Origin of the sequence: Roseovarius salinarum (assembly GCF_002834145.1) — a bacterium.
Taxonomy (GTDB): domain Bacteria; phylum Pseudomonadota; class Alphaproteobacteria; order Rhodobacterales; family Rhodobacteraceae; genus Roseovarius; species Roseovarius salinarum.
The window spans coordinates 173,982-197,432 of the sequence record NZ_PHNT01000002.1; the positions used below are offsets into that span (position 1 = coordinate 173,982).

A 23,451-nucleotide genomic window follows, 5' to 3' on the forward strand; every position below is an offset into this window, starting at 1 on the left:
CGCCGGTGCGGGCGCAACGCCCGCCGTGCGCCCAAAATTTGGGCAAGGGCGGCTCCGGGCTGGTCAACCGCGGCCTGTAAGCGTTGCTCACACCGCATTGTTCCGCTAGAAGGCAAATGCTGCACAAGGATTGGGCATATGGGTGTTTCCCTGACAGACAGGACATTGGCGCCGCCGGTCTTCCTGGCCCCGTTGGCGGGGATCACCGATCTGCCGTTTCGTGCGCTGGTCACCCGGTTCGGCGCTGGGATGGTCGTCAGCGAGATGGTCGCCAGCCAGGAAATGGTGCAGGCCAAGCCCGACGCGCGGGCGCGCGCCGAGCTGGGCGCGGGGCTGGAAAACACGGCCGTTCAACTCGCCGGGCGCGAGGCCCGCTGGATGGCCCAGGCCGCGCGCATGGCCGAGGACATGGGCGCGCGCATCATCGACATCAACATGGGCTGCCCGGCCAAGAAGGTCACCTCGGCCAGCGGCAGCGGCGCCTCGGGCTCAGCCCTGCTGCGCGAGCCCGACCACGCGCTGCGCCTGATCGAGGCGGTCGTGGGCGCCGTTTCGGTGCCGGTGACGCTCAAGACCCGCCTGGGGTGGGACCACGACATGCTGAACGCGCCGGACGTCGCCCGCCGGGCCGAGCGGGCCGGCGTGCAGATGGTCACGATCCACGGGCGCACGCGGTGCCAGTTCTACAAGGGGCAGGCTGACTGGGCCGCGATCGCGCGCGTCAAGCGGGCGGTCGGGATCCCGGTGATCGCCAACGGCGACATCACCGGCGCGGCGGACGCGCGCCGCGCGCTCGGGCTGTCGGGCGCGGATGGCGTGATGGTGGGGCGTGGCGCGCAGGGCCGGCCCTGGCTGCTGGCCCGGATTGCCAGGGACATCTTTGGCACGCCGGCCCCGCAAATCCCGTGCGAGGATGAGTTCAAGTCAATGGTTGCAGGGCATTACGAGGCGATGCTCACGTTTTACGGCAAATCACTCGGCGCGCGCGTGGCGCGCAAGCACCTGGGCTGGTACATGGATGGCGCGGGCACGCCGCCCGCCCTGCGCCGCGAGGTGCTGACCGCCGACGACCCGGCGTGCGTGCTGCGGCGACTGCCGGTCGCGCTGGACGCGGGCGAAAGGGCGGCCGCATGAGTGCGACCGACGATGCGATCTGGGGGTCATTGCCGGTGCCCGCGCTGATTCTGGATGCCGACGACCGGATCGCGCGCACCAACCCGGCGGCCGAAAGTTTCCTGATGAGTTCCGAGCGCAACCTCGCCGGTGCGCCGGTGTGGGATCGCGTCATGGTCGATGCGCCGCTCGAGGGCGCGTTCGCCCGCGCGCGTGCGACCGGGGCGCCGCTGTTCGTCAACGATGTCGACGTCGGGTCCGGCGACCGGCCACCGATGCAGTGCAACCTGCAGATCGCGCCGCTGGCGGGGCAGCCGGGGCAGATGGTCCTGCTGATCTCGCCGCGCGAACTGGCCGGGCGCGTGACGCAGAGCCACTCGGTGAAATCGGCGGCGAAATCGGCCATCGGCATGGCCGAGATGCTGGCGCACGAGATCAAGAACCCGCTGGCCGGGATCACGGGCGCGGCACAGCTTCTGTCGCTCAACCTCGGCGCCGAGGACCTGGAGCTGACCGACCTGATCGTCAGCGAGGGGCGGCGCATCGTCGGGTTGCTCGAACAGGTCGAGCAGTTCGGCAACATCAGCGCGCCCGACATGCAGCCGGTGAACATCCACGACGTGCTCGACCGCGCGCGGCGTTCGGCCATCGTGGGCTTTGCCGCCGACATGACGGTGATCGAGGATTACGACCCCTCGCTGCCGCTGGCCTGGGGCGATCCCGACCAGTTGCTGCAGGTTGTGCTGAACCTCTTGAAGAACGCCGCGGAGGCCGCGGGCGGGGCAGGCGGCACGATCCGCCTGCACACCTACTACGAACGATCGCTGCACCTGCGCGGCCGCGACGGCTCGGGCCGGGCGCTGCCCCTGCAGATCGAGGTCATCGACGACGGCCCCGGCCTGCCGCCCGAGATCGCCGAGGACATTTTCGACCCCTTCGTCTCGGGGCGCGAGAACGGCACCGGGCTGGGGCTGGCGCTGGCGGCCAAGATCGTCTCGGACATCGGCGGCTGGATCGCCGTGTCCTCCGTGCCGGGGCAGACGGTGTTCCGGCTGTCGCTGCCGCTGGCAGCCGAGCACGAAAGGGAGAATTGCTGATGGACGGTACGGTTCTTGTCGCCGACGACGATCGCACGATCCGCACGGTGCTGACGCAGGCGCTGACGCGGGCCGGGTGCAGGGTGCACGCGACCTCGTCGCTGACAACGCTGATGCGCTGGGTCGGCGAGGGCAAGGGCGACGTGGTGATCTCGGACGTGGTCATGCCCGACGGCAACGGGCTGGAGATGCTGCCCAAGATCGCGCAGGACCGCCCGGGGCTGCCGGTGATCGTGATCAGCGCACAGAACACGATCATGACCGCGATTCAGGCCGAGGAGGCCGAGGCCTACGATTACCTGCCCAAGCCGTTCGACCTGCCCGACCTGATGAAACGGACGGCCCGCGCACTGGAGGCCAGCCGGCGCCGGCCCGCACCGCGGGCTGAGCCGCAGGCCGACGACGAACGCCCCGAGGAGTTGCCGCTGGTCGGGCGCACGCCGGCGATGCAGGGCCTCTACCGGCTGGTGGCGCGGGTGATGAACACCGACCTTTCGGTGCTGATCTGCGGCGAATCGGGGACCGGCAAGTCGCTGATCGCCCGGGCGATCCACGATTTCTCGGACCGGCGCACGCTGCCCTTCGTCACGGTGGCGCCGGCCGACCTGCAGGATCTGGAAGGGCCGGCACGCGTGATGGCGCGTGCCAAGGGCGGCACCATCGTGTTCGACGAGGTCACCGACCTCGATTCGGAGGCGCAGGCGCGCGTTGTGCGCATGATGGACGCGCCGGGCGATCACACACCGCGTTTCATGGCGACCAGCCGGCATGCCCCTGATGCGGTGGCGCGCGACGGCACGCTTCGCGACGACCTGTTCTACCGTCTTGGCGGTGCCACGGTCGAGGTGCCCAGCCTGCGCGAGCGCGTCGACGACATCCCGCTGCTGGCCGAGCATTTCCTTGCCCGGGCCGAGCGCGAGGGCCAGCCGGCGCGCTGGCTGTCGGACGAGGCGGTTGACCTGATGCGCGCCTACAGCTGGCCGGGGAACGTGCGCCAGCTGGAGAATGCCGTGCGCCGGTTGGGTCTGACGGCCCACGCCGAGCAGATCCGGCGCGGCGAAGTCGAGACGATCCTGGGCGGCCAGCCCGCCGCCGAACCGGTGCTGGGGCAGGCGGGCGAGGCCGAGAACCTGTCCGCCAGCGTGGCGCGGCACCTGCGCCGCTACTTCGATCTGCACGGCAACATGCTGCCCCCCGCCGGGCTTTACGGCCGCATCCTGCGCGAGGTGGAGTTGCCGCTGATCGAGATCGCGCTGGATGCCACCGGCGGCAACCAGGCGAAATGCGCGGAGCTTCTCGGCATCAACCGCAATACCCTGCGCAAGAAGATCAACGATCTGGATATTCGCGTGACTCGCCGTCGGAAATTGATGTAAAAGCGCAACAGACCTGTGGCCGAAATGGGGCACCCCCTGTCTCGGCTACGGGATTCGGCAGCTCACCGGCATTTCCGCGCAGGGGGACGAGGGCGCGACGTGGCAAGCGGAACACTCACTTTCTGGGAGCGGCTGAGCCGCCTGCGCCGCCGGCGGCGCGTGCAGAACGTGGCGACGCTCGGGCTGGTGGTCCTGGGGCCGCTGCTGGCGCTGGCCACCTTCCTTGCGATGGGGCCGCTCGACCAGGGCGCGACCGGTCAGTGGCTGCGCCTGGTGCTTCTGGCGGACCTCGTCTACATCATCATTGTCGCCGCGCTGGTGCTACAGCGGGTGGCACGCATGGTGGCCGCGCGGCGCAAGCGGTCGGCCGGCTCGCGCCTGCACCTGCGGCTGACGTGGGTCTTTGCCGTCATGGCGCTGCTGCCCACGGTGGCGGTGGCCGTGTTCGCCACGCTGTCGGTGAACATGGGGCTGGAGGCATGGTTCTCCGACCGGGTGGGGCGCGTCGTGGACAATTCTGTCGCGGCCGCCAAGGCCTACGAGGATGAGCACCGGCAGGACCTGATCGCCGATGCGCGGGTCGTCGCCTCCGTCATCGACGCGACCAAGAAGGCCGCCGTCTTTCTCGATGACGGCGACATCCGCAAGGTGCTGTCGGACGCGCAGCACGAGATCCAGCGCGGCCTGAAGGAGGCCTTCGTGATCGACGGCACCGGCGAGATCCGCGCGCGCGGCGAACGCTCCTACCTGTTCGACTACGAGGAACCCTCGCAGGCGCGGATCCAGACCGCGCTGGAGGAGGGCGTGCAGGTGATCCGCGACTGGGACAACAACGAGTTCCGCGCCCTGCTGCCGCTCAAGGAGATTCCCGACCGCCTGCTTTACGTCAGCCGCAACGTGGACGGCGACATCCTGAAGCTGCTGGACGAGACGCAGGAAACCGCACGGTTCTACAAGCAACGCGAAAGCGAGCGGGGCCGCGTGCTGTTCGAGTTCGGGCTGCTCTACGTCGGTTTCGCGGTGATCCTGATCCTGGCGGCCATCTGGCTGGGGCTGTGGTTCGCCGAGCGGCTGTCGCGCCCGGTGGGCCGGTTGACCAGCGCGGCGCAGCGCGTGGGCGAGGGCGACCTTTCGGTGCAGGTGCGCGAGGAACAGGGTGACGACGAGATCGCCATGCTGGGCACCTATTTCAACCAGATGACCCGGCAGCTCAAGGCGCAGCGCGACACGCTTCTGGCCAGCACGCAGCAGATCGAGCGCCGCCGCCGCCTGTTCGATTCGGTGCTGACCTCGGTGTCGTCCGGGGTGGTGGGCCTCGACCCGGAGGGGCGTGTGACCTTCGTCAACCGTGCCGCGGAACGCCTGCTGGACTGGCAGGAAGAGCAGCAGTCGCTGCACCTGTCGGTGGCCGTGCCCGAGTTCAGCGCGCTGTTCGACCGTCTGCGTGCCAGCGCGTCGGGTTTCGTGCAGGAGGAAATCAAGGTCAGCCGTGGCGGGCAGGTGGAGAACCTGCTGGTGCGCATGTCCACCCGCCGCGGCGAGGACGGCAAGCGCGAAGGTTACGTCGTGGCCTTCGACGACGTCACCGAACTGGTCACTGCGCAGCGCATGGCGGCCTGGGGCGACGTGGCGCGCCGGATCGCCCACGAGATCAAGAACCCGCTCACGCCGATCCAGCTGTCGGCGGAGCGCATCAAGCGCAAGTTCGGCCGCCACCTCGACGAGGCGCAGGCCGCCGACCTCGAGGAACTGACCGACGTGGTCGTGCGACAGACCAACGACCTGCGCCGCATCGTCGACGAGTTCTCGCGTTTCGCGCGGATGCCCGAGCCCGAGAAGGAAAAGGAAAGCCTGTCGCGGTTGTTGCGCGAGGCGGCCACGCTGCAGGAGACGGGCCGGCCCGACGTGCGTTTCCGCGCCGAGTACTGCGATGAGGAGCTTTGGTCGGACCTGGACGCCACCATGATCAGCCAGGCGCTGACGAACCTTATCAAGAATGCCGGGGAAGCCATTGATTCCCTTAAGGAAAAAGGTGCACCCGAAGGGTTCGAGCCGGAAATCCGCATCACCAGCGAAGTGCGCGACGGCGAGGCCGAGATCCGCATCATGGACAACGGCATCGGCCTGCCGCAGGACCGCGCGCGGCTGTTCGAACCCTACGTCACCTCGCGCGAGAAGGGCACGGGGCTTGGCCTGCCCATCGTGAAGAAGATCATCGAGGAGCATGGCGGCAGCCTTGCGCTGGAGGACGCGCCGCCCTTCGCCGAGGGCGCCCACCGCGGGGCGATGGCGGTGTTGCGGCTGCCGCTGGCATCGGAAATCGGGGACAGAAAGGCCGTGTGAGGGCATGATGAGCGACATTCTGATCGTCGACGACGAACGCGACATCCGCGAACTGATCGCGGATATCCTTCAGGACGAAGGGTTCGGCACGCGTCTGGCCGGCAACTCCGATGACTGCATGCGCGAAATCCGCGATGCGCCGCCGGCCCTGCTGGTCCTCGACATCTGGCTCAAGGACAGCCGCATGGACGGCATCGACATCCTCAAGACGGTCAAGCGGGATTACCCGGACGTTCCCGTCGTCATCATCTCGGGGCATGGCAACATCGAGATCGCCGTGGCGGCGATCAAGCAGGGTGCCTACGACTTCATCGAAAAACCCTTCAACATCGACCAGTTGCTGGTCGTGATCCGGCGCGCGATGGAAACCAGCCGCCTGCGCCGCGAGAACCAGGCGCTCAAGCGGCGCGGCACCAGCCCCTCGCAGATGCTGGGCGACTCCACCGCCTTCCGCACGCTGCTGGGGCAGCTCGACAAGGTGACCCGCTCGAACGGCCGGGTGATGCTGTCGGGGCCGGCCGGGTCCGGAAAGGAGCTGGCCGCGCGCTACATCCACGCGAACTCGGCGCGTGCCGAGGGGCCGTTCGTCACCGTGGGGTGTGCCTCGATCGAGCCCGACCGGATGGAGGAGGTCCTGTTCGGGCGCGAAAGCGAGGAGCGCGGCGTCGAGCCGGGCCTTCTCGAAGAGGCCAACGGCGGCGTCATCTATTTCGACGAGGTGGCCGACATGCCGCCGGGCACGCAATCCAAGATCCTGCGGGTGCTCGTCGACCAGACGTTCCTGCGCGTGGGCGGCTCCGAGAAGGTCGCGGTGGATTTGCGCGTGATCTCGTCCACGAACCGCGATCTCGAGGCCGAGATCGCCGCCGAGCGGTTCCGGCGCGAGTTGTATCACCGGCTCAACGTGGTGCCCATCACGGTGCCGTCGCTGGAAGAGCGGCGCGAGGACATTCCCCTGCTGGCCGCCCATTTCATCGAGGAGTTCCACCGGACCCAGGGGCTGCCGCAGCGCGCCCTGAGCGAGGAAGCCGGGGCGCTGCTGCAGACGATGCACTGGCCGGGCAACGTGCGCCAGCTGCGCAACGTGATCGAGCGCGTCCTGATCCTGGGCGACGGATCGGGCGAGATCGAGGGGCGCGAGCTGCCCGGCGAGGCCGAGACACCGGCCGACGACGGTCGCGTCGTCCTGTCGGGGGCGGTCACGACCATGCCCCTGCGCGAGGCGCGCGAGGCCTTCGAACGCGAATACCTGCTGGCCCAGATCAACCGGTTCGGCGGCAACATCAGCCGCACGGCGCATTTCGTCGGCATGGAACGCAGCGCCCTGCACCGGAAGCTGAAGTCGCTGGGCGTTGTCACGACCGGCAAGGCCGGTGGCCGTTTCGCCGAGGTCGAGACTGCCGACGATGACAAGGCCGCCGGGTAAGTCGTTGCCAAATAAAGGTAAAGTGGATCGGTGGGTCTTGCGGCCCAAGGGTTTGCCGCGCCCGCCGGGACAAAGCAATTGACCGCTTACCCCCCGTCTGTCATTCAACACCGTCAGTGAACACGGGGCGAGGGCCATGAAGGTCATCATCTGCGGGGCGGGCCAGGTGGGCTGGCAGATTGCGCGCCACCTGTCGGGCGAGCGCAACGACGTCACGGTGGTGGACAACAACGCCGATCTCGTGCGCCGCGCAACCGATACGCTGGATGTCCAGGGCATCGCCGGGTTCGCCAGCTATCCCGATATCCTGGAACGCGCGGGCGCCCGCGATGCCGACATGATCATCGCCGCGACCTATTCGGACGAGGTCAACATGGTCACCTGCCAGGTGGCCCATTCGGTCTTCGCGATCTCGCGCAAGGTCGCCCGCCTGCGCAGCCAGTCCTACCTGGATGCTATCTATTCCGATCTCTACCGGCGCGATCACATGCCCATCGACGTGGTGATCAGCCCCGAGCGCGAGGTGGCCGAGGCCGCGCTGCAGCGGCTGGCCGCGCCCGCCACCTTCGACACCGAGAAGTTCCTGGGCGGAAAGGCGCAGCTTCTGGGGCTGCGGCTCGCCGAGGACTGCCCGGTGGTGCACACGCCGCTGCGCCAGCTCAGCGACCTGTTCTCGACGCTGCGCGCCGTCGTGCTGGGCGTGCGGCGCGAGGGGCGCCTGTTCGCGCCGGAGGCCGGTGACCAGCTTTTTCCGGGTGACGATTGTTATGTCTTCGTGCCCAACGAGGACATCGATCGAACGCTCGAGGTTTTCGGCAAGCGCGCACACAAGCAGGAGCGGGTCGTGATCCTCGGGGGCGGCAACGTGGGCCTGTCGGTGGCGCGCGCCATGGAGACGCGCGCGGACCGGATCCGCGCCAAGGTGATCGAGCGCAACCGTGCCAATGCCGAGCGCGCGGCCGACGCGCTGGAGCGCACGATCGTGCTCAACGGCGACGCGCTGGACGCAACGCTGCTGGCGGAGGCGGGGATTTCGCGGGCCGACGCCGTCCTGGCGGTCACCGACGACGACAAGACGAACATGCTGGCCGCGGTGCGCGCCAAGGCCGAGGGCTGCCCCTTCGCGATCGCGCTTGTGAACGACCCCACGCTGGTGCCCCTGATGGGGCCGATGGGGATTGATGCCTATATCAACCCGCGCGCCACCACCGTCAGCTCGATCCTGCGCCACATCCGGCACGGGCGGGTGCGCGGCGTCTATTCGATCGGCGACGCGGAGGCCGAGGTGATCGAGGCCGAGGTCATGTCGACCTCGGTCATCGCGGGCAGCCGCATCCGCGACATCGATTTCCCCGAGGGCGTGCTTGTCGGTGCGGTGAAGAAGGGCGACCGCATCGTCAAGCCCTCGGGCAGCCTGCGCATCGAGGAGGGCGACGTGGCGGTCATCTTCGCGCTGGCCACCGACGTGGGCCGCGTGGAGCAGCTGCTCCAGGTCTCGATCGACTATTTCTGACGCGGGCGGGACACGATGACGGGCCGGCTGCTGCGCTATCCGCTGATTCTCAACCTGGCCGGCGTGGCCGCGCTGGCGATGTTCCTGCCGTGCATCCATGCGCTGGCCCGTGAGGACCACCATGTCGCGCGCAGCTTCGGGTATTCGGGGCTTCTCGGGATCGCCGCGATCGCCATGATCGCCGTGGCCATGTCCGGGCGCCGCCGCCGTGTGGAAAGCGACCTGAACAACCTGCTGTCGCTGTTCCTGGCACTGTCGGCGCTGCCGCTTTTCCTGGCCGTGCCGTTCCACGAGGCACTTGGCACCACGCGCTTTCTCAACGCCTATTTCGAAATGGTCTCGGCGCTGACAACGACGGGCGCGACCCTGTTCGACACCCCCGGGCGACTGACCGAAACCCTTCACCTGTGGCGCGGCCTGGTCGGCTGGCTGGGGGGGTTGCTGATCTGGATCGCGGCCTCGGCGGTGCTGGCGCCGCTGAACCTTGGCGGGTTCGAGGTGACGGCCACCGCCGAGCCGGGGCAGGGCGACACCCGGCTGGACCGTTTCGAACGCGCCAACGCGTCGAAACGGATCGAACAGATCACGGCCACGCTGGCCCCTGTTTATGCAGGCTTGACGCTGCTGTTGTGGATCCTGCTCGTGGTCGGCGGGGAACGGTCATTCGTGGCGTTCATTCACGCGATGTCGACCATGGCCACCAGCGGGATCTCGCCCGTGGGCGGGCTGTCCGGTGGCAGCGGGGGGTTCGGCGCGGAGCTTGCGATCTTCGTTTTCCTGCTGTTCGCGCTGTCGCGGCTGACGTTCTCGTCGGATACGCTGACCAGCGCGCGGCCGGGTTTCTACAACGACCCGGAATTCCGGCTAGGCGTGATGCTGGTCGTGGGCGTGCCGCTGCTGTTGTTCGCGCGCCACTGGATCGCGGCCTATGACGTCGACTCGGTCGAGAACCTGGAGACGGCCGCCCGTGCGCTCTGGGGCGGGGCGTTCACGGTGTTGTCGTTCCTGTCCACGACCGGTTTCGAAAGCGCAGACTGGACGGCGGCGCGCGACTGGTCGGGCCTGGGCACGCCGGGGCTGATCCTGCTGGGCCTGTCGCTGGTGGGCGGCGGCGTGGCCACGACGGCGGGGGGCGTGAAGCTCTTGCGGGTCTATGCGCTCTATCTCAACGGCCGGCGCGAGATGGAGCGGCTGGTCCACCCTTCCTCGGTCAGCCGGGCCGGGCCGCGATCACGGCGCATCCGCCGCCAGGGTGCCTTCATCGCCTGGATCTTCTTCATGCTGTTCGCGCTGTCGCTGGCGCTTGTGACGGTGGTGATGGCGGCGCTCGGGCAGGGGTTCCAGGAGGCGATCGTGCTCGCCATCTCGGCGCTGTCGACGACCGGGCCGCTGACCGTGGTGGTCGGCGAAGACCCGTTGCGGCTGGCCGACATCGGCGCGGCGGCCAAGCTGGTCTATTGCGCGGCCATGATCGTGGGCCGGCTGGAAACCCTGGCCATCATCGCGCTGCTCAACCCCGCGCTGTGGCGCGATTGAGACGGCGCCGGTGAAGCGTGCGGCAACGGGTTGATTTTTGGTCTGGAAACTCGTGCAAGGGCACGACATACTGGTGCGGCACGGGCGCGATGCCGCCGCGGCGCGGCACAAGCAAAAAACAAGGCAGACGATTACCCATGGCTTCCGACCGACAGAACCTCCAGGACGCGTTCCTCAACCAGGTCCGCAAGACAAAAACGCCGGTCACCGTGTTCCTGATCAACGGGGTCAAGCTGCAGGGCGTGATCACCTGGTTCGACAACTTCTGTATCCTGCTGCGCCGTGACGGGCAGTCGCAGCTCGTCTACAAGCACGCGATCTCGACCATCATGCCGTCTCAGCCCATCAGCCTCTACGAGGGCGACGACGGGTCGTCTTGACCGATACCGCGCCGCAGGCGACCCGCGCCTGGGTGCTGCACCCGGACATCCCGGAGCGGCGCGCCGGACGCGACCCGGCCTACGCGCTGGAGGAGGCGGTGGCACTTGCGCGGGCGCTGCCCGGGCTGGACGTCGCCGGCTCCGAGATCGTGCGCCTGAATCACCCCAATCCCGGCACGCTGTTCGGACGCGGCAAGATCGAGGAGCTGCGCGCGCTCATCGAGGCCGAGGATATCGGGCTGGTCCTGATCGACGGGCCGCTCAGCCCGGTTCAACAGCGCAACATCGAGCGCGCGTGGAACGTCAAGGTCCTCGACCGGACGGGGCTGATCCTTGAAATCTTCAGCGACCGCGCGGCCACGCGCGAGGGCGTGCTGCAGGTGGAGATGGCCGCGCTCAGCTACCAGCGCACGCGGTTGGTGCGCGCGTGGACGCACCTTGAACGCCAGCGCGGCGGGCTGGGCTTCGTCGGCGGCCCCGGCGAAACGCAGATCGAGGCCGACCGCCGTGCCATCGACGACCAGATCGTGCGGCTGCGCCGCCAGCTCGACAAGGTGGTGCGCACCCGTCAGCTGCACCGCAAGGCGCGCGCCAAGGTGCCGTTTCCGATCGTCGCGCTGGTGGGGTACACCAACGCGGGCAAGTCCACGCTGTTCAACCGGTTGACCGGCGCGCAGGTGATGCAAAAGGACATGCTGTTCGCCACGCTCGACCCGACGATGCGGCGGATCGAACTGCCCGGCGGCGGGCCTGAGGTGATCCTGTCGGACACCGTGGGCTTCATCAGCGATCTGCCGACCGAGCTGGTCGCGGCCTTTCGCGCCACACTGGAGGAGGTGCTTGAGGCCGACCTGATCGTGCATGTGCGCGACATCTCCCACCCCGAGACCGAGGCGCAGGACGAGGACGTGCATGCCATCCTCGACAGCCTCGGCGTCAGGGAATCGACGCCGCGGATCGAGGTGTGGAACAAGATCGATCAGCTCGATGCGGACCGCCGCCAGGCCGCGCTGACGAAGGCCGCCCGCACTGACGATGTACTCGCGCTGTCGGCCGCAACGGGCGATGGGATCGACGCGCTGGTGGCGGCGATCGACGCGAAGCTCGCAAGGGACACGCATGTGACCGAGGTCCACCTGGGTTTCGACGAGGGCCGCCGCCGCGCCTGGCTGTTCGACCAGGGCGTGGTCGAGGACGAGCGCCAGACGCAGGACGGGTTCGCTCTCACGGTGCGGTGGTCGGACAAGCAGGCGGCGCAGTTCGAGACGATCTGACCGCGCCGCTACTTTTCGGCGGGTTCGGGCACCAGGTTCGTCACGCCGACCGACGCCGCGCGCGCCAGTTCCGGGTCCAGCGACATCGGGATGTATTCACCACGCCGCCAGAGCTGGGCGAGATCGTCGTAATGACGGCTCAGGAAGTGCCCCGATTGCCCGGTCGAGGTGATAAAGACCGAGCTGTCCGGATCAGCGAAATCGTAGACACCGCGGTATCCCGCCCCGTGCACGTTGCGGAACGGCATCTCGCCCGTTCCCGCGGTGCGCCCGCGCATCAGCGTGTTGTCGCCGCCGGACGTCGACTGCCGGATATTCACGAAATACCGCAGCAGCGGCACCTCGCCCAGGACCTCGTGGTCGTGGGTGGCCTGGTGCGCATCGCCCCAGCGCAGGCTTTCCAGCGCCCGGCCGTAGCGGTCGCCGATCCAGACCAGCGCATCGTCGAGCGCCATGCGCGCGATGTCGGTGCAGGTTTCCCGCGGGTTCGACTGCCTCACGTCGCACCAAGCGCTCGCCCCGTCCACGTCGCGGTAGACGCGTTCGATGAACAGCGGCTCGACGTGGCGATATTCCTGCGCGAGCGGGCCAAGTTCGTCGCGGATCAGCCGTTTCTGCAGGTGGCGCAGCCAGGCGGCATAGATCAGCGGCTCGGGACGGTGCTCGTTCATTTCGCCGTTCCAGTCGGCCAGCAGCTCCAGCGCGCGCTGGCGCAGGCGCTCGGGCGTGCCCTCGGGGGCCGACTCGCCGGTGAACCACAGGTCTGCCCCGATCAGCGGCAACAGCGCGCGGGCGGTGAAGCTGACCGCGTCCAGCTGTGCCTCGATGAAGCTGTCGCGCGTGTGAACCTTGCGCGACTGCATCAGGCGGCGCCAGCGGTTGATCCGCTGCGTGTCGCCCCAGTCGTGGCTGACGTGCAGGGGAAAGGGGCGCTCGACCGTCTTGTTGTTGGTGTTGCCAAGGATACCGCCCTCGGGCGCGACGAAGCCGGGGTTGGCGGCATAGCGGATGCGCCCCTGCCACCGGTTGGTCGCGATCCAGCCGCGCGCGGGCATGCGGCCGCGGGTCTCGTGCGCTTCGGCGCGGCGCGGCATGGCGCCGACGGTCTTCATCGCGATGGTTTCGCCGTCCGCCAGGATCAGGTTCTGCGATGGCGCGATGAAGTCCTCTCCGGCGGCGATGCCCTCTTTCACGGAGCCGGCACGCATCAGCGCCATCGCCGCGCTCATCGTCGTGTCCTCGGGGCTCAGCGCCGTCCAGGACAGCGCGGCGACGTGGCCCTCGGGCGTCACGGACGCCAGGTTGTAAGGGTCGGACGCGGGTTTGGTGCCTGGGCCGGCGAGCACCGGGCCATTGCGCGTCCACCGCAGGGTCAGCGTGACCGGCTGGGCATCCTTGATCTCGATGATGGAACGACGGGTGACGAAGGATTCGAACCCTTCCGGCGTGCGGTATTCCTCGGCATTGTCGGGATTGAGTTGCTCGATCATCACGTCCTGATCGTCGAGGTAGGACGAGGTGATTCCCCACCCCAGATCGGCGCTGCGGCCCGACAGGACGGCCGGGATGCCGGGGATGGTGCCGCCGATCACGCCGCCCGACTCCAGCTCCAGCCGCGCGAGATACCACAGCGACGGCGCGGTGAACCCCAGGTGCGGGTCATTGGCCAGCAGGGTGCCGCCCGCCGCCGCCCGCCCGGGCGCCGCCGCCCAGGCATTGGAGGCGCCGGCCAACCCCCGCGGGGCAATCGGCGACAGCGGATGGGGCGGCGCGTTCCTCCCGGCGGTGGCATGGCGCGGCAGGTCGGTGCCGGGCCAGAGGCTGGCATACTCGGGCAGGGCGGCCGTCCCGTTGCCCGGCGCGTCGGGCAGGATGTCGGCCAGCCGGGCCTCGTCCTCGAGCGCCAGAGAGGTGCGCGCGCGCAGCACCTCCGCATCCAGGTGGCTCGACAGCTGCACCGCCATCAGCTTGAGGATGGCTATGGAATCGGCGGGGTGCCACGGCGCGACGGGCGCGGGAAACATGAACATCTCTGGCGCGCCGCGGCCCAGCGCCTCCTCGTTGATCTCGGTCAGGCGCGCGTTGACGCCGGCGGCATAGGCCCGCAGCGCCGCCTTCGTGCCTGCATCCTGCGCCTCGAACGACCTGCGCGCCAGCCGATAGAGGTCCAGCCGCCGCATCAGCTTGTCCACCGTCAGCGTGCGCTTGCCGAAGACCTCCGACAGGCGCCCCTGGACGGTACGGCGCAGCATGGTCATCTGCCACAGCCTGTCCTGCGCGTGGGCGTAGCCCAGGCCGAAGAACGTGTCGGTGTCCGTCTGCCCGAAGACATGCGGCACGTTGGCGTTGTCGCGCGCGATCTCGAGCGGCGCGTCGAGCCCCGCGACCGCGCGGGTCTTGTCGTACTCGGGCAGCGACCGCGACAGCAGGAACCAGACGGCCACGAGGGCCAGCAGCGCCAGCCCCACCATACCCGCCGCCAGCCGCAGCAGCCATTTCAAGACGACGGCCATCGCCACCCCATTCGATCTTGCATCAGGACCCAGAGTCGGAAACCCTGCGCGCGATCAATACAGGGGAAGAACCGATGGCGAAACTGGCATTTCTGGGACTTGGCGTGATGGGCTATCCGATGGCGGGGCACCTGCAGGCCGCCGGCCATGACGTCTGCGTCTACAACCGCACTGCGACCAAGGCCGAGGCCTGGGTCAAGGCGCATGGCGGCACCAGCGCGCCCACCCCTCGCGAGGCGGCCGAGGGCGCCGAATTCGTGATGGCCTGCGTTGGCAACGATGACGACCTGCGCAGCGTCTGCCTGGGCGATGACGGCGCATTTGCCGGCATGGGCAAGGGCGCGTGCTTTGTCGACCACACCACCGTTTCGGCGCTGGTCACGCGCGAGCTTTACGACGCGGCCCGGGCGGCGGGCCTGGATTTCGTGGATGCGCCGATCTCGGGCGGGCAGGCCGGTGCCGAGAACGGGCAGCTCTCGATCATGTGCGGTGGCGACGCGGCGGCCTACGAGCGTGCCGAGCCGGTGATGACGACCTACGCGAAGATGTGCCGCCGCATCGGGGACTCGGGCGCGGGCCAGATGACCAAGATGTGCAACCAGATCGCCATTGCCGGGCTTGTGCAGGGACTCAGCGAGGCGCTGCATTTCGCCGAGAAATCGGGGCTTGACGGCCGCGCGGTGGTCGAGGTCATCAGCCAGGGCGCGGCCGGGTCCTGGCAGATGGCGAACCGCTACGAGACAATGCTCGACGATGAGTTCGACCACGGCTTCGCGGTGGACTGGATGCGCAAGGATCTGGGCATCTGCCTGCAGACGGCGAACGAGAGCGGGGCATCGCTGCCGGTGACCGCGCTGGTCGACCAGTTCTACAAGGAGGTGCAGAACATGGGCGGCGGTCGCTGGGACACGTCCAGCCTGTTCAAGCGCCTGCGCAAGATCGACGGGGCCTGAGCGGCCCCGCACCTCAGTGCGGGGTGGTCTTGGAAAACAGCTGGATCACCACGATGCCGCCCAGGATCATCGCCATCCCGAGCACCGCGGGCCAGTCGAGCTTCTGCCCGAAGACGACGTAGCCGATGAGAGCGATGAAGGCGATGCCCAGCCCCGACCAGACGGCATAGGCCACGCCCACGGGGATCGTGCGCAGCACCAGTGCCAGCAGGTAGAAGCTCAGCGCGTAGGCGACCACGACCAGAACCGAGGGTGCGAGCCGCGTGAACTGCTGGCTCGCCTGCAACGCGCTGGTGCCGACGGTTTCCGCGGCGACGGCAAGGATGAGATAGACGTAGTGCATCGCGGAACGGACCTTTTTCGCTGAGGGGTCTGCTGCACCCTACATGGCCCGCGTCCATGGGCGAGGACAAGCCCGCCGGCGCACGATGCGCCGGAAAACCGCCCGCCTTTGCCCGCTGGTGCCTTGCGGGCGCCCCTGCCGAGGGCGGTTTTCAGCCCTCGGCCAGCGCCTTTTCGAGGTGTCGGTCCACCTTCTCGAGGAAGCCCATGGTGGTCAGCCAGCCCTGGTCGGGGCCGACCAGCAGCGCGAGGTCCTTGGTCATGTGCCCGGCCTCGACGGTCTCGACTACGACGCGTTCCAGCGTGGTGGCGAAATGCTCCAGCTCCGTGTTCCCGTCGAGCTTGGCCCGGTGCTTGAGGCCGCCCGTCCACGCGAAGATGGAGGCGATGGAGTTCGTCGAGGTCTCCTCGCCCCGCTGGTGCTGGCGGTAGTGGCGGGTGACGGTGCCATGGGCGGCCTCGGCCTCCATGATCTTGCCATCGGGGGTCATGAGCTGGCTGGTCATCAGCCCGAGGCTGCCAAAGCCCTGCGCCACCGTGTCGGACTGCACGTCGCCGTCGTAGTTCTTGCAGGCCCAGACGAAGCCGCCGTTCCACTTCATGGCGCAGGCCACCATGTCGTCGATCAGCCGGTGCTGGTACTCTATGCCGGCCGCCTCGAACCTGTCCTTGAATTCCTCGTCGAACACCTGCTGGAAGAGCGCCATGAACCGGCCGTCGTACTGTTTCAGGATGGTGTTCTTGGTCGACAGGTAGAGCGGCCAGCCCATCCCGAGGGCATAGTTCATCGACGCGCGGGCGAAATCACGGATCGACTCGTCGAGGTTGTACATGCCCATGTAGACGCCCGAGGAGGGGGCATCGTAGACCTCCTTCTCGATCACCTCGCCGTCCTCGCCCTCGAACTTCAGGGTCAGCTTGCCGGGGCCGGGAAAGTGGATGTCGGTGGCGCGGTACTGGTCGCCGAAGGCGTGGCGGCCGATCACGATGGGCCGGGTCCAGCCCGGGACGAGCCGCGGGACGTTGCGGCAGATGATCGGCGCGCGGAACACCACGCCGCCGAGGATGTTTCGGATCGTGCCGTTGGGGCTGCGCCACATCTTCTTCAGGCCGAATTCCTCGACCCGCGCCTCGTCGGGGGTGATGGTGGCGCACTTTACGGCCACGCCCACCTCCTTGGTCTTTTCGGCGGCCTCGACGGTGACCATGTCCTCGGTCGCGTCGCGGTTCTCGATGCCGAGGTCGTAATAGAGCAGGTCGATGTCGAGATAGGGTTCGATCAGCTTCGTCTTGATGAAGTCCCAGATGATCCGGGTCATCTCGTCGCCGTCCATCTCGACGATGGGATTGTCTACCTTGATCTTGGACATTGCGCGCTTCCTTGAATGGTGAAGGGGCCGGATGATCCGGCCCCTTCGCTCCTTAACCGATGATCGCGTTGAGCGTGGCCGAGGGGCGCATCACCTTTGCCAGCTTGTCCGGGTCGGGGTGGTAGTAGCCGCCGGTATCGGCCGGTTGCCCCTGCACCGCTGCCAGTTCGCCGGTGATCTTCGCCTCGTTCTCGGCCAGCGCCTGCGCCACCGGCGCGAATTCCTCGGCCAGTTCGGGATCGTCGTCCTGCGCGGCCAAGGCTTCGGCCCAGTAGCGGGCGAACCAGTAGTGGCTGTCGCGGTTGTCGGGCTCGCCCACCTTGCGCGACGGCGACCGGCCGTTGTCGAGGATGCCCTGCGTGGCGGCCTCCACGGCTTCGCCCAGCACCTTCGCGCGGGCGTTGTCGCGGGCCTCGGACAGGAACTTGAGGCTTTCGCCGAGCGCGCAGAACTCGCCCAGCGAATCCCAGCGCAGGTGGTTTTCGGCCTGAAGCTGCTGGACGTGCTTGGGCGCCGAGCCGCCGGCGCCGGTTTCGAAAAGGCCGCCGCCATTCATCAGCTTGACGATCGACAGCATCTTGGCGCTGGTCGCCAGTTCAAGGATCGGGAAGAGGTCGGTGAGATAGTCGCGCAGCACGTTGCCGGTGATCGCGATCGTGTTCTCGCCCCTGGTGATGGTCTCGAGGCTGGCGCGGGTCGCCTCGCGCGGGGCCATGATCTCGAACTTGTCGGCCACGCCCTTGGCTTCGAGGATGGGTTTCACGTGGCTGATCAGCTCCGCGTCATGGGCGCGGGTCTCGTCCAGCCAGAAGATCGCGCGGTAGCCGGTGGTCTTCTGCCGCGCGATGGCAAGGTTGACCCAGTCCTCGATCGGCGCCTTGCGGGCGCTGGCGGCGCGCCAGATGTCGCCCGTCTCGACCTTGTGCTCGTGCAGCACCGTGCCGTCGTCCAGAACCATCTTCACGGTGCCCGTTTGCGGGATTTCGAAGGTGGTGGGGTGGCTGCCGTATTCCTCGGCCTTCTGGGCCATCAGCCCGATGTTCTGCACCGTTCCGGCGGTCGCCGGGTCGAGCTTGCCGTTCTCCTTGAAGAACGCGATCGTCTCGTCGTAGACGGGCGCGTAGGAATTGTCGGGGATGACGCAGACGGCGTCGTGCTGTTTGTCGTCCGGGCCCCAGCCCTTGCCGCCCGCCTTGATCAGCGCGGGCATCGAGGCGTCGATGATCACGTCCGAGGGCACGTGCAGGTTGCTGATGCCCTTGTCGGAATCCACCATGTACATCCAGGGGCGTTCGGCGCGCACCTCCTCGATGGCGGCCATGATCTCGGGGCGGTCCCGGACGCGATCCAGCAGGTCGCCGAGGCCCGAACTCGGGTCCACGCCGGCGGCCTTCAGCTCGTCGCCGTATCTGTCGAACACCGGCTTGAGCCACTGCTTGACGGCGTGGCCGAAGATGATCGGGTCAGACACCTTCATCATCGTGGCCTTCAGGTGCAGCGAGAACAGCACGCCCTCTTGCTTGGCCTTTTCGATCTCGCGGGCGAGGAAGTCATCGAGCTTCCCGGCGCTCATGTAGGTGGCGTCGACGACGGTGCCGGCGGGGTAGGTGACGCCGTCCTTGAGCACCGTCTCGCCGTCGCCGGTTTCCAGCACGATTCGGGCGGTCGCCTCGCGGTCCAGCGTGGCCGACACCTCGTTGGAGCGGAAATCCCCGTCGTCCATCGAGGCGACCCGCGTCTTGCTGTCGGCGCTCCAGTCGCCCATGCGGTGCGGGTTGTCCTGCGCGAACTTCTTGACGGCGACCGCCGCGCGGCGGTCCGAGTTGCCCTCGCGCAGAACGGGGTTCACGGCCGACCCCTTGATCGCGTCATAGCGCGCGCGCGCGTCCTGCTCGGCTTCGGTCGCGGGGGACTCGGGATAGTCGGGGATGGCAAACCCCTGGCCCTGAAGCTCGCGGATCGCCTCGACCAGCTGCGGCACCGAGGCCGAGATGTTGGGCAGCTTGATGACGTTGGCGTGGGGCGTCTTCACCAGCTGGCCCAGTTCGGCCAGGTCGTCGGGCACGCGCTGGCCCTCGGGCAGATGTTCGGGAAACGCGGCCAGGATCCGCCCGGCGAGCGAGATATCCTTGGTGCCAACCGAGACGCCGGCCGCGGCGGCGAACCGCTCGATGATCGGCAGAAGCGAGGCGCTGGCAAGCTCGGGCGCCTCGTCGACCTTGGTGTAGACAATGTCGGGATTGGGTGTGTCGGCCATCGGTGATCCCCTTCGATCTGGTTGTCGGTTCGCCCGGCCGCCGGATGGGCACGGGCAGACAGCTTGGCCGCCTCATACCCCATAACGCGCCGTCAGGAAAGATAGTATGCGGTGGTATACTGAAAAAAGTGACGCGGTCAGCCCTCGAATTGCGCGGCGCGTGCCAGCCGCGTCATCAGCAACCGGCCGGCGGCGACGCAGGTCAGAACACCGGCCATCAGCGGCACCGGCGTGCCGTCGAAGGCCAGGCCGACGGGCACGGCCAGCAGGATGGATCCCACCGTGGCCATCGCGTTGATGACGCTGGCGGCCATGCCCGCGATGTGCCCCAGGGGTTCCATTGCCAGCGCGTTCAGGTTGCCCAGCGTCAGCGCGGCCTGGAAGAAGATCGTCGTTTGCCAGACAAGGTAGAGGGCGAACCCCGCGCCCTCGGGCGGCCCCGCGGCGAAGACGGCCACCATGATCGCGCTCAACACCGTCTGGGCGGTCAGCGCCGTGTTGATCAGCCGCCGCATCCCCAGCCGCACCACGACCGAGGCGTTCAGGAAACTGCCGGACCCGGCCACCAGGGCCATCATGAAGAACCAGTAGGGAAAGCTCTCGGCGCGTCCGAAGGTGTCGCCGAAGATCTGCTGGACGGAACTGATCGAGGAAAACAGCGTTGCCAGGCACAGCGTCTGCACGGCGATGGCGATGCGCACGCCGGGATGCGAGAGCACCTCGCGCACCGCCGCCCACAGCGCGGCGCGGCGGAACGGGCGGCGGTGCTCGGCGGGCAGCGGTTCGGCCAGGCGAAAGCCCAGCCAGAGGCTTGTTGCAAGCGAGAACAGCACGAAACAGGCAAAGATCGCGCGCCAGCCGCCAAGCGCGATGATGCCGGTGCCCACCAGCGGGGCGACGGCCGGCACCAGCGTGAAGACCATCATGACGAAGCTGACGAGCCGTGCCATCTCGCGCCCGGCGTAGAGATCGCGGATGATCGCCAGCGACACGATGCGCGCGGCGGCCGCCCCCAGCCCCTGAAGCACGCGCGCGGCCAGCAGCAACTCGAGCGTCGGCGCGGCCCAGGCCAGTGCCGCGCCCGCGCTGTAAACGCCCGCGCCCGCCAGGATCACCCTCTTGCGCCCGAAACTGTCGGACAGCGGGCCGACGAAGAAGATGCCGGTGCCCAGGCCAAGGATGAAGGTGCCCACGACGAGCTGCGCGCGGTTGGCGGCCCCGGGGGCAAGCTCCGCGCCGATGCGGGGCAGCGCGGGCAGCATCGCGTCGATGGAAAACGCGACGGTGGCCACCAGCATGGCCATCAGCGCCACGAATTCCACCTTGCCGGGCGCGTCGGTGGAATGCGTTTCGCGGGGCGCGGTCACTCCCGCGGGCTTTCGGGTTCGTTCGCGGGGTCGGCCGGTTCCTCGCGCGGGGGTGTGTGGTGACCGAGGTGGGCGATCAGCCACTCGGTGTGTTCCTCGCGCTTTTTCACCGCGAAGGAGCCGAATTGCTGGATGGCCACGGCGAAGATCCCGAGGCCCACGAAGATGAAGACCGTGGTGCCGATCTTGCCCGCGGCGGTGGCCGGCACGAGGTTGCCGTACCCGACCGTGGACAGCGTCACCACCGTGAAGAAATAGCTGTCCAGCCAGCTCCACCCCTCGACGAGGTGGAAATAGACCGTGCCACCCAGCACGATCAGCACCAGCATCGCCAGAAGGGTGAGTGCCTTGACCAGCCCGCGCATCGCCTGTTCAGGCCTCCTTGTCGTCGGCGACCAGCTCGTCGATCACCTTCAGCCACAGGTCGGTGGGCTGGCAGCCGGGCACGGCGTGCTGGCGGGCCACGATGAAGGTGGGCACGCCGGTCACGCCCATCTCGCGGCACTGGGTATCGCGGGCGCGGATGTCGTCCACGTCCGCGTCCGAGGCCAGCAGGCGACGGATCAGCGCGGCGTCCATCTCCAGCCCGTCGGCGATGTCGGCCAGAACCTCGGCGTCGCCGATGTCGCGCGCCTCGTCGAAATAGGCGCGGAACAGCGCCATCGCCATCGGGGTCTGCCGCCCCTCGATCCCGGCCCAGTGGATCATCCGGTGGGCGTCGATCGTGTTGGGCGTGCGGGTTATCGCGCCGAAGTCGATGTCGAGGCCGGCCGCCTCCGCGCGCTCCAGCACGGGCTTGTAGGCTTCGACGGCACCGTCCTGACCGCCGAACTTCGCCTCGAGGTAGGTGCGGCGGTCCATGCCGTCCTTCGGCATGTCGGGGTTCAACTGGAAAGGGTGCCACTCGACCGTGAAGGGGTGGTGGGGCCGGGACTCCAGGGCACGGTCGAGAAGCGTCTTGCCGATGTAGCACCAGGGGCAGATCGGATCGGAGATGATGTCAAGCTTGACCATGCCGGGCCTCGTAGATCGGCCGCAGTTCGCGGCGCAGGATTTTGCCGTTGGCGCCCGTTGGCAGCGCCTCGACATGGAAAAAGCCGCGCGGGCACTTGTAGCGGGCCAGCCGCGCGGCGGCGAATTGTGACAACTCGGCGTCGGCCAGCGGCGCGGGCCCGGTGTAGAAGGCCATGATCAGTCGCGCGTCGCGCTTGACCTCGACGTCCGTCACCGCCACCTGGTCGATCCCCGGGTGCTGGGCCAGCGCCGCCTCCACTTCCACGGGCGAGACCCGGTAACCGCCGGCGTTCATCATGTCGTCGCCCCGTCCCAGATAGGTGACATGGCCGTCCGCGTCCATGCTGCCCTGATCGCCGGTGAGAAACCACTCTCCCGCGAACTTCTCCGCCGTGGCCTCGGGCGCGTCGAGGTAGCCCAGCATCAGCCCCGGGTCGTCGCGGTGCACCGCGATGGTGCCCTCGGCGCCGAGGGGCACGGGCGTGCCCCGGACGTCAACGATGGCCACGCGGCGGCCCTTCTGGGGCCGGCCCAGCGTGCCCGGCGGCGCGGGATGATCCGGGCTGGCCGAGATGAAGGTGGAGCATTCGGACATCCCGTAGGCTTCGAACAGCCCGGTGCCCGTCGCGCTCTCCCAGGCGTCGTGCAGGGCGGGCGACAGTTTCTCGCCCGCGGACAGCCCGTGGCGCAGGCGCGGCAGCGACAGGCTTTCGGGCTGGGCAAGGATTTTCCGGTAAACTCCCGGCGCGGCGGCGAAAATCGTCGCGTCGTGGCGTTTCATCAGAAGCGGCAGCGCCGCCGGGTCCGTGCCCGCCTGCGGGATCAGGGCGGTGGCGCCCAGGCTCCACGGGTCCATCAGCCCGGTGCCCAGCGTGTAGGTCCAGTTGAAGGCGCCGGCGTGCATCAGGCGGTCGTCAGCGCGCAGCCCGTACCAGCCGTCGTGCATCATGCGCCGGGCCCAGATCGCGCGGTGGGCGTGACAGACCGCCCGTTGCACCCCCGATGTGCCCGAGGTGAAGATGATGTAGGCCGGCCGGTCCGGATCCCCCATGTCCCACTCGGCGGCCGGCAGGTCATGCATCGCGTGCAGGTCGCGGGGACCGATCAGCGGCAGGTCGGTGGCGGGGCAGGCGACATCGGGGTCGCGCAGGATCGCGGTCGGGGTCACGGCAGCGATCAGTTTCCCGACCTCGGGTGCCGTCAGCTGCGTCGAGGTGGGCACCGGCACGATCCCGGCCGCGATGGCACCGAGGTAGGCGATGGGAAACTCCACCGTGTTGCCCAGCCGCATCAGCACCCGGTCGCCCGGCGCGAGCCCGGCGCGCCGCAGCCCCGTCGCCGTGCCGCGCACGGCCGCGGTCAGGCGCGCATGGCTCCAGCGCTCCGCCCCGGTCAGCCCGAGGATGGCCAGCGCGACCTTGTCGGGCGCGGCCTGCCCAGCCTCCAGCACGTAGCGGGCAAGGTTGAAGGGCGCGGGGCAGGGCGGCGGCGGGCCTTGGTCGAAAACGGACTGCATGGTTCCCCGATACGGCAGCGGGCCGGGCAGTTGCAAGAGAGGGGGGCGCCCCGTATAGACG

Annotated in this window: 18 protein-coding genes; 10 read left to right on the forward strand and 8 right to left on the reverse strand. The window is 68.4% G+C overall.

Features of this window, described 5'->3' with window-relative positions:
* Positions 1-138 precede the first annotated feature (138 nt).
* The 9 genes from dusB (at position 139) to hflX (ending at position 12,058) form a co-directional block, all read left to right on the forward strand.
* A complete protein-coding gene (gene dusB / locus CEF10_RS03825; RefSeq protein WP_101066412.1) occupies positions 139-1,134 on the forward strand; it encodes a tRNA dihydrouridine synthase DusB in 996 nt (331 codons plus the stop codon).
* Positions 1,131-2,210, forward strand: a complete 1,080-nt coding sequence (locus CEF10_RS03830) for a two-component system sensor histidine kinase NtrB (RefSeq protein ID WP_101066415.1) — start codon at positions 1,131-1,133, stop codon at positions 2,208-2,210. Before dusB ends, CEF10_RS03830 begins: the two co-directional genes overlap by 4 nt.
* Positions 2,210-3,586, forward strand: a complete 1,377-nt coding sequence (locus CEF10_RS03835; RefSeq protein ID WP_101066418.1) for a response regulator — start codon at positions 2,210-2,212, stop codon at positions 3,584-3,586. Before CEF10_RS03830 ends, CEF10_RS03835 begins: the two co-directional genes overlap by 1 nt.
* Before the next feature lie 24 nt (positions 3,587-3,610).
* Positions 3,611-5,929: a sensor histidine kinase NtrY-like gene (locus tag CEF10_RS03840; protein WP_101066420.1), complete on the forward strand. Its 2,319-nt coding sequence runs from the start codon at positions 3,611-3,613 to the stop codon at positions 5,927-5,929.
* Between the two features lie 7 nt (positions 5,930-5,936).
* Entirely contained in the window at positions 5,937-7,355 is a 1,419-nt protein-coding gene (gene ntrX / locus CEF10_RS03845) for a nitrogen assimilation response regulator NtrX (protein WP_101066688.1), read from the forward strand.
* Between the two features lie 136 nt (positions 7,356-7,491).
* Complete coding sequence (trkA, locus tag CEF10_RS03850) at positions 7,492-8,868, forward strand: Trk system potassium transporter TrkA (protein ID WP_101066424.1); 1,377 nt, start codon at positions 7,492-7,494, stop codon at positions 8,866-8,868.
* Positions 8,869-8,883: 15 nt separating this feature from the next.
* Positions 8,884-10,404, forward strand: a complete 1,521-nt coding sequence (locus CEF10_RS03855; protein ID WP_101066426.1) for a TrkH family potassium uptake protein — start codon at positions 8,884-8,886, stop codon at positions 10,402-10,404.
* A 137-nt stretch (positions 10,405-10,541) separates the two neighbouring features.
* Positions 10,542-10,784 carry an RNA chaperone Hfq gene (gene hfq / locus CEF10_RS03860; protein WP_101066429.1) on the forward strand — a complete coding sequence of 81 codons (243 nt, stop codon included), beginning with the start codon at positions 10,542-10,544 and terminating at the stop codon, positions 10,782-10,784.
* The gene (gene hflX, locus CEF10_RS03865) at positions 10,781-12,058 is read left to right on the forward strand and encodes a GTPase HflX (RefSeq protein ID WP_101066432.1); all 1,278 of its coding nucleotides are present in this window, start codon (positions 10,781-10,783) and stop codon (positions 12,056-12,058) included. Before hfq ends, hflX begins: the two co-directional genes overlap by 4 nt.
* Positions 12,059-12,066: 8 nt before the next feature.
* On the opposite strand, the gene CEF10_RS03870 is transcribed toward hflX, so the two are convergent.
* Positions 12,067-14,571, reverse strand: coding sequence for a penicillin acylase family protein (locus tag CEF10_RS03870; protein ID WP_101066435.1), 2,505 nt, complete (start codon positions 14,569-14,571; stop codon positions 12,067-12,069).
* A 74-nt stretch (positions 14,572-14,645) separates the two neighbouring features.
* Here CEF10_RS03870 and CEF10_RS03875 point away from each other — a divergent pair, with 74 nt between their 5' ends.
* Entirely contained in the window at positions 14,646-15,524 is an 879-nt protein-coding gene (locus tag CEF10_RS03875; RefSeq protein WP_101066437.1) for an NAD(P)-dependent oxidoreductase, read from the forward strand.
* Between the two features lie 13 nt (positions 15,525-15,537).
* On the opposite strand, the gene CEF10_RS03880 is transcribed toward CEF10_RS03875, so the two are convergent.
* From CEF10_RS03880 to CEF10_RS03910, 7 genes are all read right to left on the reverse strand, one after another.
* The gene (locus CEF10_RS03880) at positions 15,538-15,867 is read right to left on the reverse strand and encodes a DMT family transporter (protein ID WP_101066441.1); all 330 of its coding nucleotides are present in this window, start codon (positions 15,865-15,867) and stop codon (positions 15,538-15,540) included.
* Positions 15,868-16,018: 151 nt separating this feature from the next.
* Positions 16,019-17,236, reverse strand: coding sequence for an NADP-dependent isocitrate dehydrogenase (locus CEF10_RS03885; RefSeq protein WP_101066443.1), 1,218 nt, complete (start codon positions 17,234-17,236; stop codon positions 16,019-16,021).
* A gap of 52 nt (positions 17,237-17,288) precedes the next feature.
* Positions 17,289-19,493, reverse strand: coding sequence for an NADP-dependent isocitrate dehydrogenase (locus CEF10_RS03890; RefSeq protein ID WP_101066446.1), 2,205 nt, complete (start codon positions 19,491-19,493; stop codon positions 17,289-17,291).
* A 137-nt stretch (positions 19,494-19,630) separates the two neighbouring features.
* Positions 19,631-20,860: a multidrug effflux MFS transporter gene (locus CEF10_RS03895; protein WP_269801314.1), complete on the reverse strand. Its 1,230-nt coding sequence runs from the start codon at positions 20,858-20,860 to the stop codon at positions 19,631-19,633.
* Entirely contained in the window at positions 20,857-21,225 is a 369-nt protein-coding gene (locus CEF10_RS03900) for a potassium channel family protein (RefSeq protein ID WP_101066450.1), read from the reverse strand. The genes CEF10_RS03895 and CEF10_RS03900 overlap by 4 nt, the downstream gene beginning before the upstream one ends.
* Before the next feature lie 7 nt (positions 21,226-21,232).
* Positions 21,233-21,874, reverse strand: coding sequence for a DsbA family oxidoreductase (locus CEF10_RS03905; protein WP_101066453.1), 642 nt, complete (start codon positions 21,872-21,874; stop codon positions 21,233-21,235).
* On the reverse strand, positions 21,861-23,390 hold the full coding sequence (locus CEF10_RS03910) for a class I adenylate-forming enzyme family protein (RefSeq protein ID WP_101066456.1): 1,530 nt from the start codon (positions 23,388-23,390) through the stop codon (positions 21,861-21,863). Before CEF10_RS03910 ends, CEF10_RS03905 begins: the two co-directional genes overlap by 14 nt.
* Positions 23,391-23,451: the final 61 nt, after the last annotated feature.

What these genes read in the sequence shown, in the direction of transcription:
- dusB (WP_101066412.1), top strand. Translation starts at nt 139, where the DNA reads ATGGGTGTTTCCCTGACAGACAGGACATTGGCGCCGCCGGTCTTCCTG.
- CEF10_RS03830 (WP_101066415.1), top strand. Translation starts at nt 1,131, where the DNA reads ATGAGTGCGACCGACGATGCGATCTGGGGGTCATTGCCGGTGCCCGCG.
- CEF10_RS03835 (WP_101066418.1), top strand. Translation starts at nt 2,210, where the DNA reads ATGGACGGTACGGTTCTTGTCGCCGACGACGATCGCACGATCCGCACG.
- CEF10_RS03840 (WP_101066420.1), top strand. Translation starts at nt 3,611, where the DNA reads ATGGGGCACCCCCTGTCTCGGCTACGGGATTCGGCAGCTCACCGGCAT.
- ntrX (WP_101066688.1), top strand. Translation starts at nt 5,937, where the DNA reads ATGAGCGACATTCTGATCGTCGACGACGAACGCGACATCCGCGAACTG.
- trkA (WP_101066424.1), top strand. Translation starts at nt 7,492, where the DNA reads ATGAAGGTCATCATCTGCGGGGCGGGCCAGGTGGGCTGGCAGATTGCG.
- CEF10_RS03855 (WP_101066426.1), top strand. Translation starts at nt 8,884, where the DNA reads ATGACGGGCCGGCTGCTGCGCTATCCGCTGATTCTCAACCTGGCCGGC.
- hfq (WP_101066429.1), top strand. Translation starts at nt 10,542, where the DNA reads ATGGCTTCCGACCGACAGAACCTCCAGGACGCGTTCCTCAACCAGGTC.
- CEF10_RS03870 (WP_101066435.1), bottom strand. Translation starts at nt 14,571, where the DNA reads ATGGCCGTCGTCTTGAAATGGCTGCTGCGGCTGGCGGCGGGTATGGTG.
- CEF10_RS03875 (WP_101066437.1), top strand. Translation starts at nt 14,646, where the DNA reads ATGGCGAAACTGGCATTTCTGGGACTTGGCGTGATGGGCTATCCGATG.
- CEF10_RS03880 (WP_101066441.1), bottom strand. Translation starts at nt 15,867, where the DNA reads ATGCACTACGTCTATCTCATCCTTGCCGTCGCCGCGGAAACCGTCGGC.
- CEF10_RS03885 (WP_101066443.1), bottom strand. Translation starts at nt 17,236, where the DNA reads ATGTCCAAGATCAAGGTAGACAATCCCATCGTCGAGATGGACGGCGAC.
- CEF10_RS03890 (WP_101066446.1), bottom strand. Translation starts at nt 19,493, where the DNA reads ATGGCCGACACACCCAATCCCGACATTGTCTACACCAAGGTCGACGAG.
- CEF10_RS03900 (WP_101066450.1), bottom strand. Translation starts at nt 21,225, where the DNA reads ATGCGCGGGCTGGTCAAGGCACTCACCCTTCTGGCGATGCTGGTGCTG.
- CEF10_RS03905 (WP_101066453.1), bottom strand. Translation starts at nt 21,874, where the DNA reads ATGGTCAAGCTTGACATCATCTCCGATCCGATCTGCCCCTGGTGCTAC.
- CEF10_RS03910 (WP_101066456.1), bottom strand. Translation starts at nt 23,390, where the DNA reads ATGCAGTCCGTTTTCGACCAAGGCCCGCCGCCGCCCTGCCCCGCGCCC.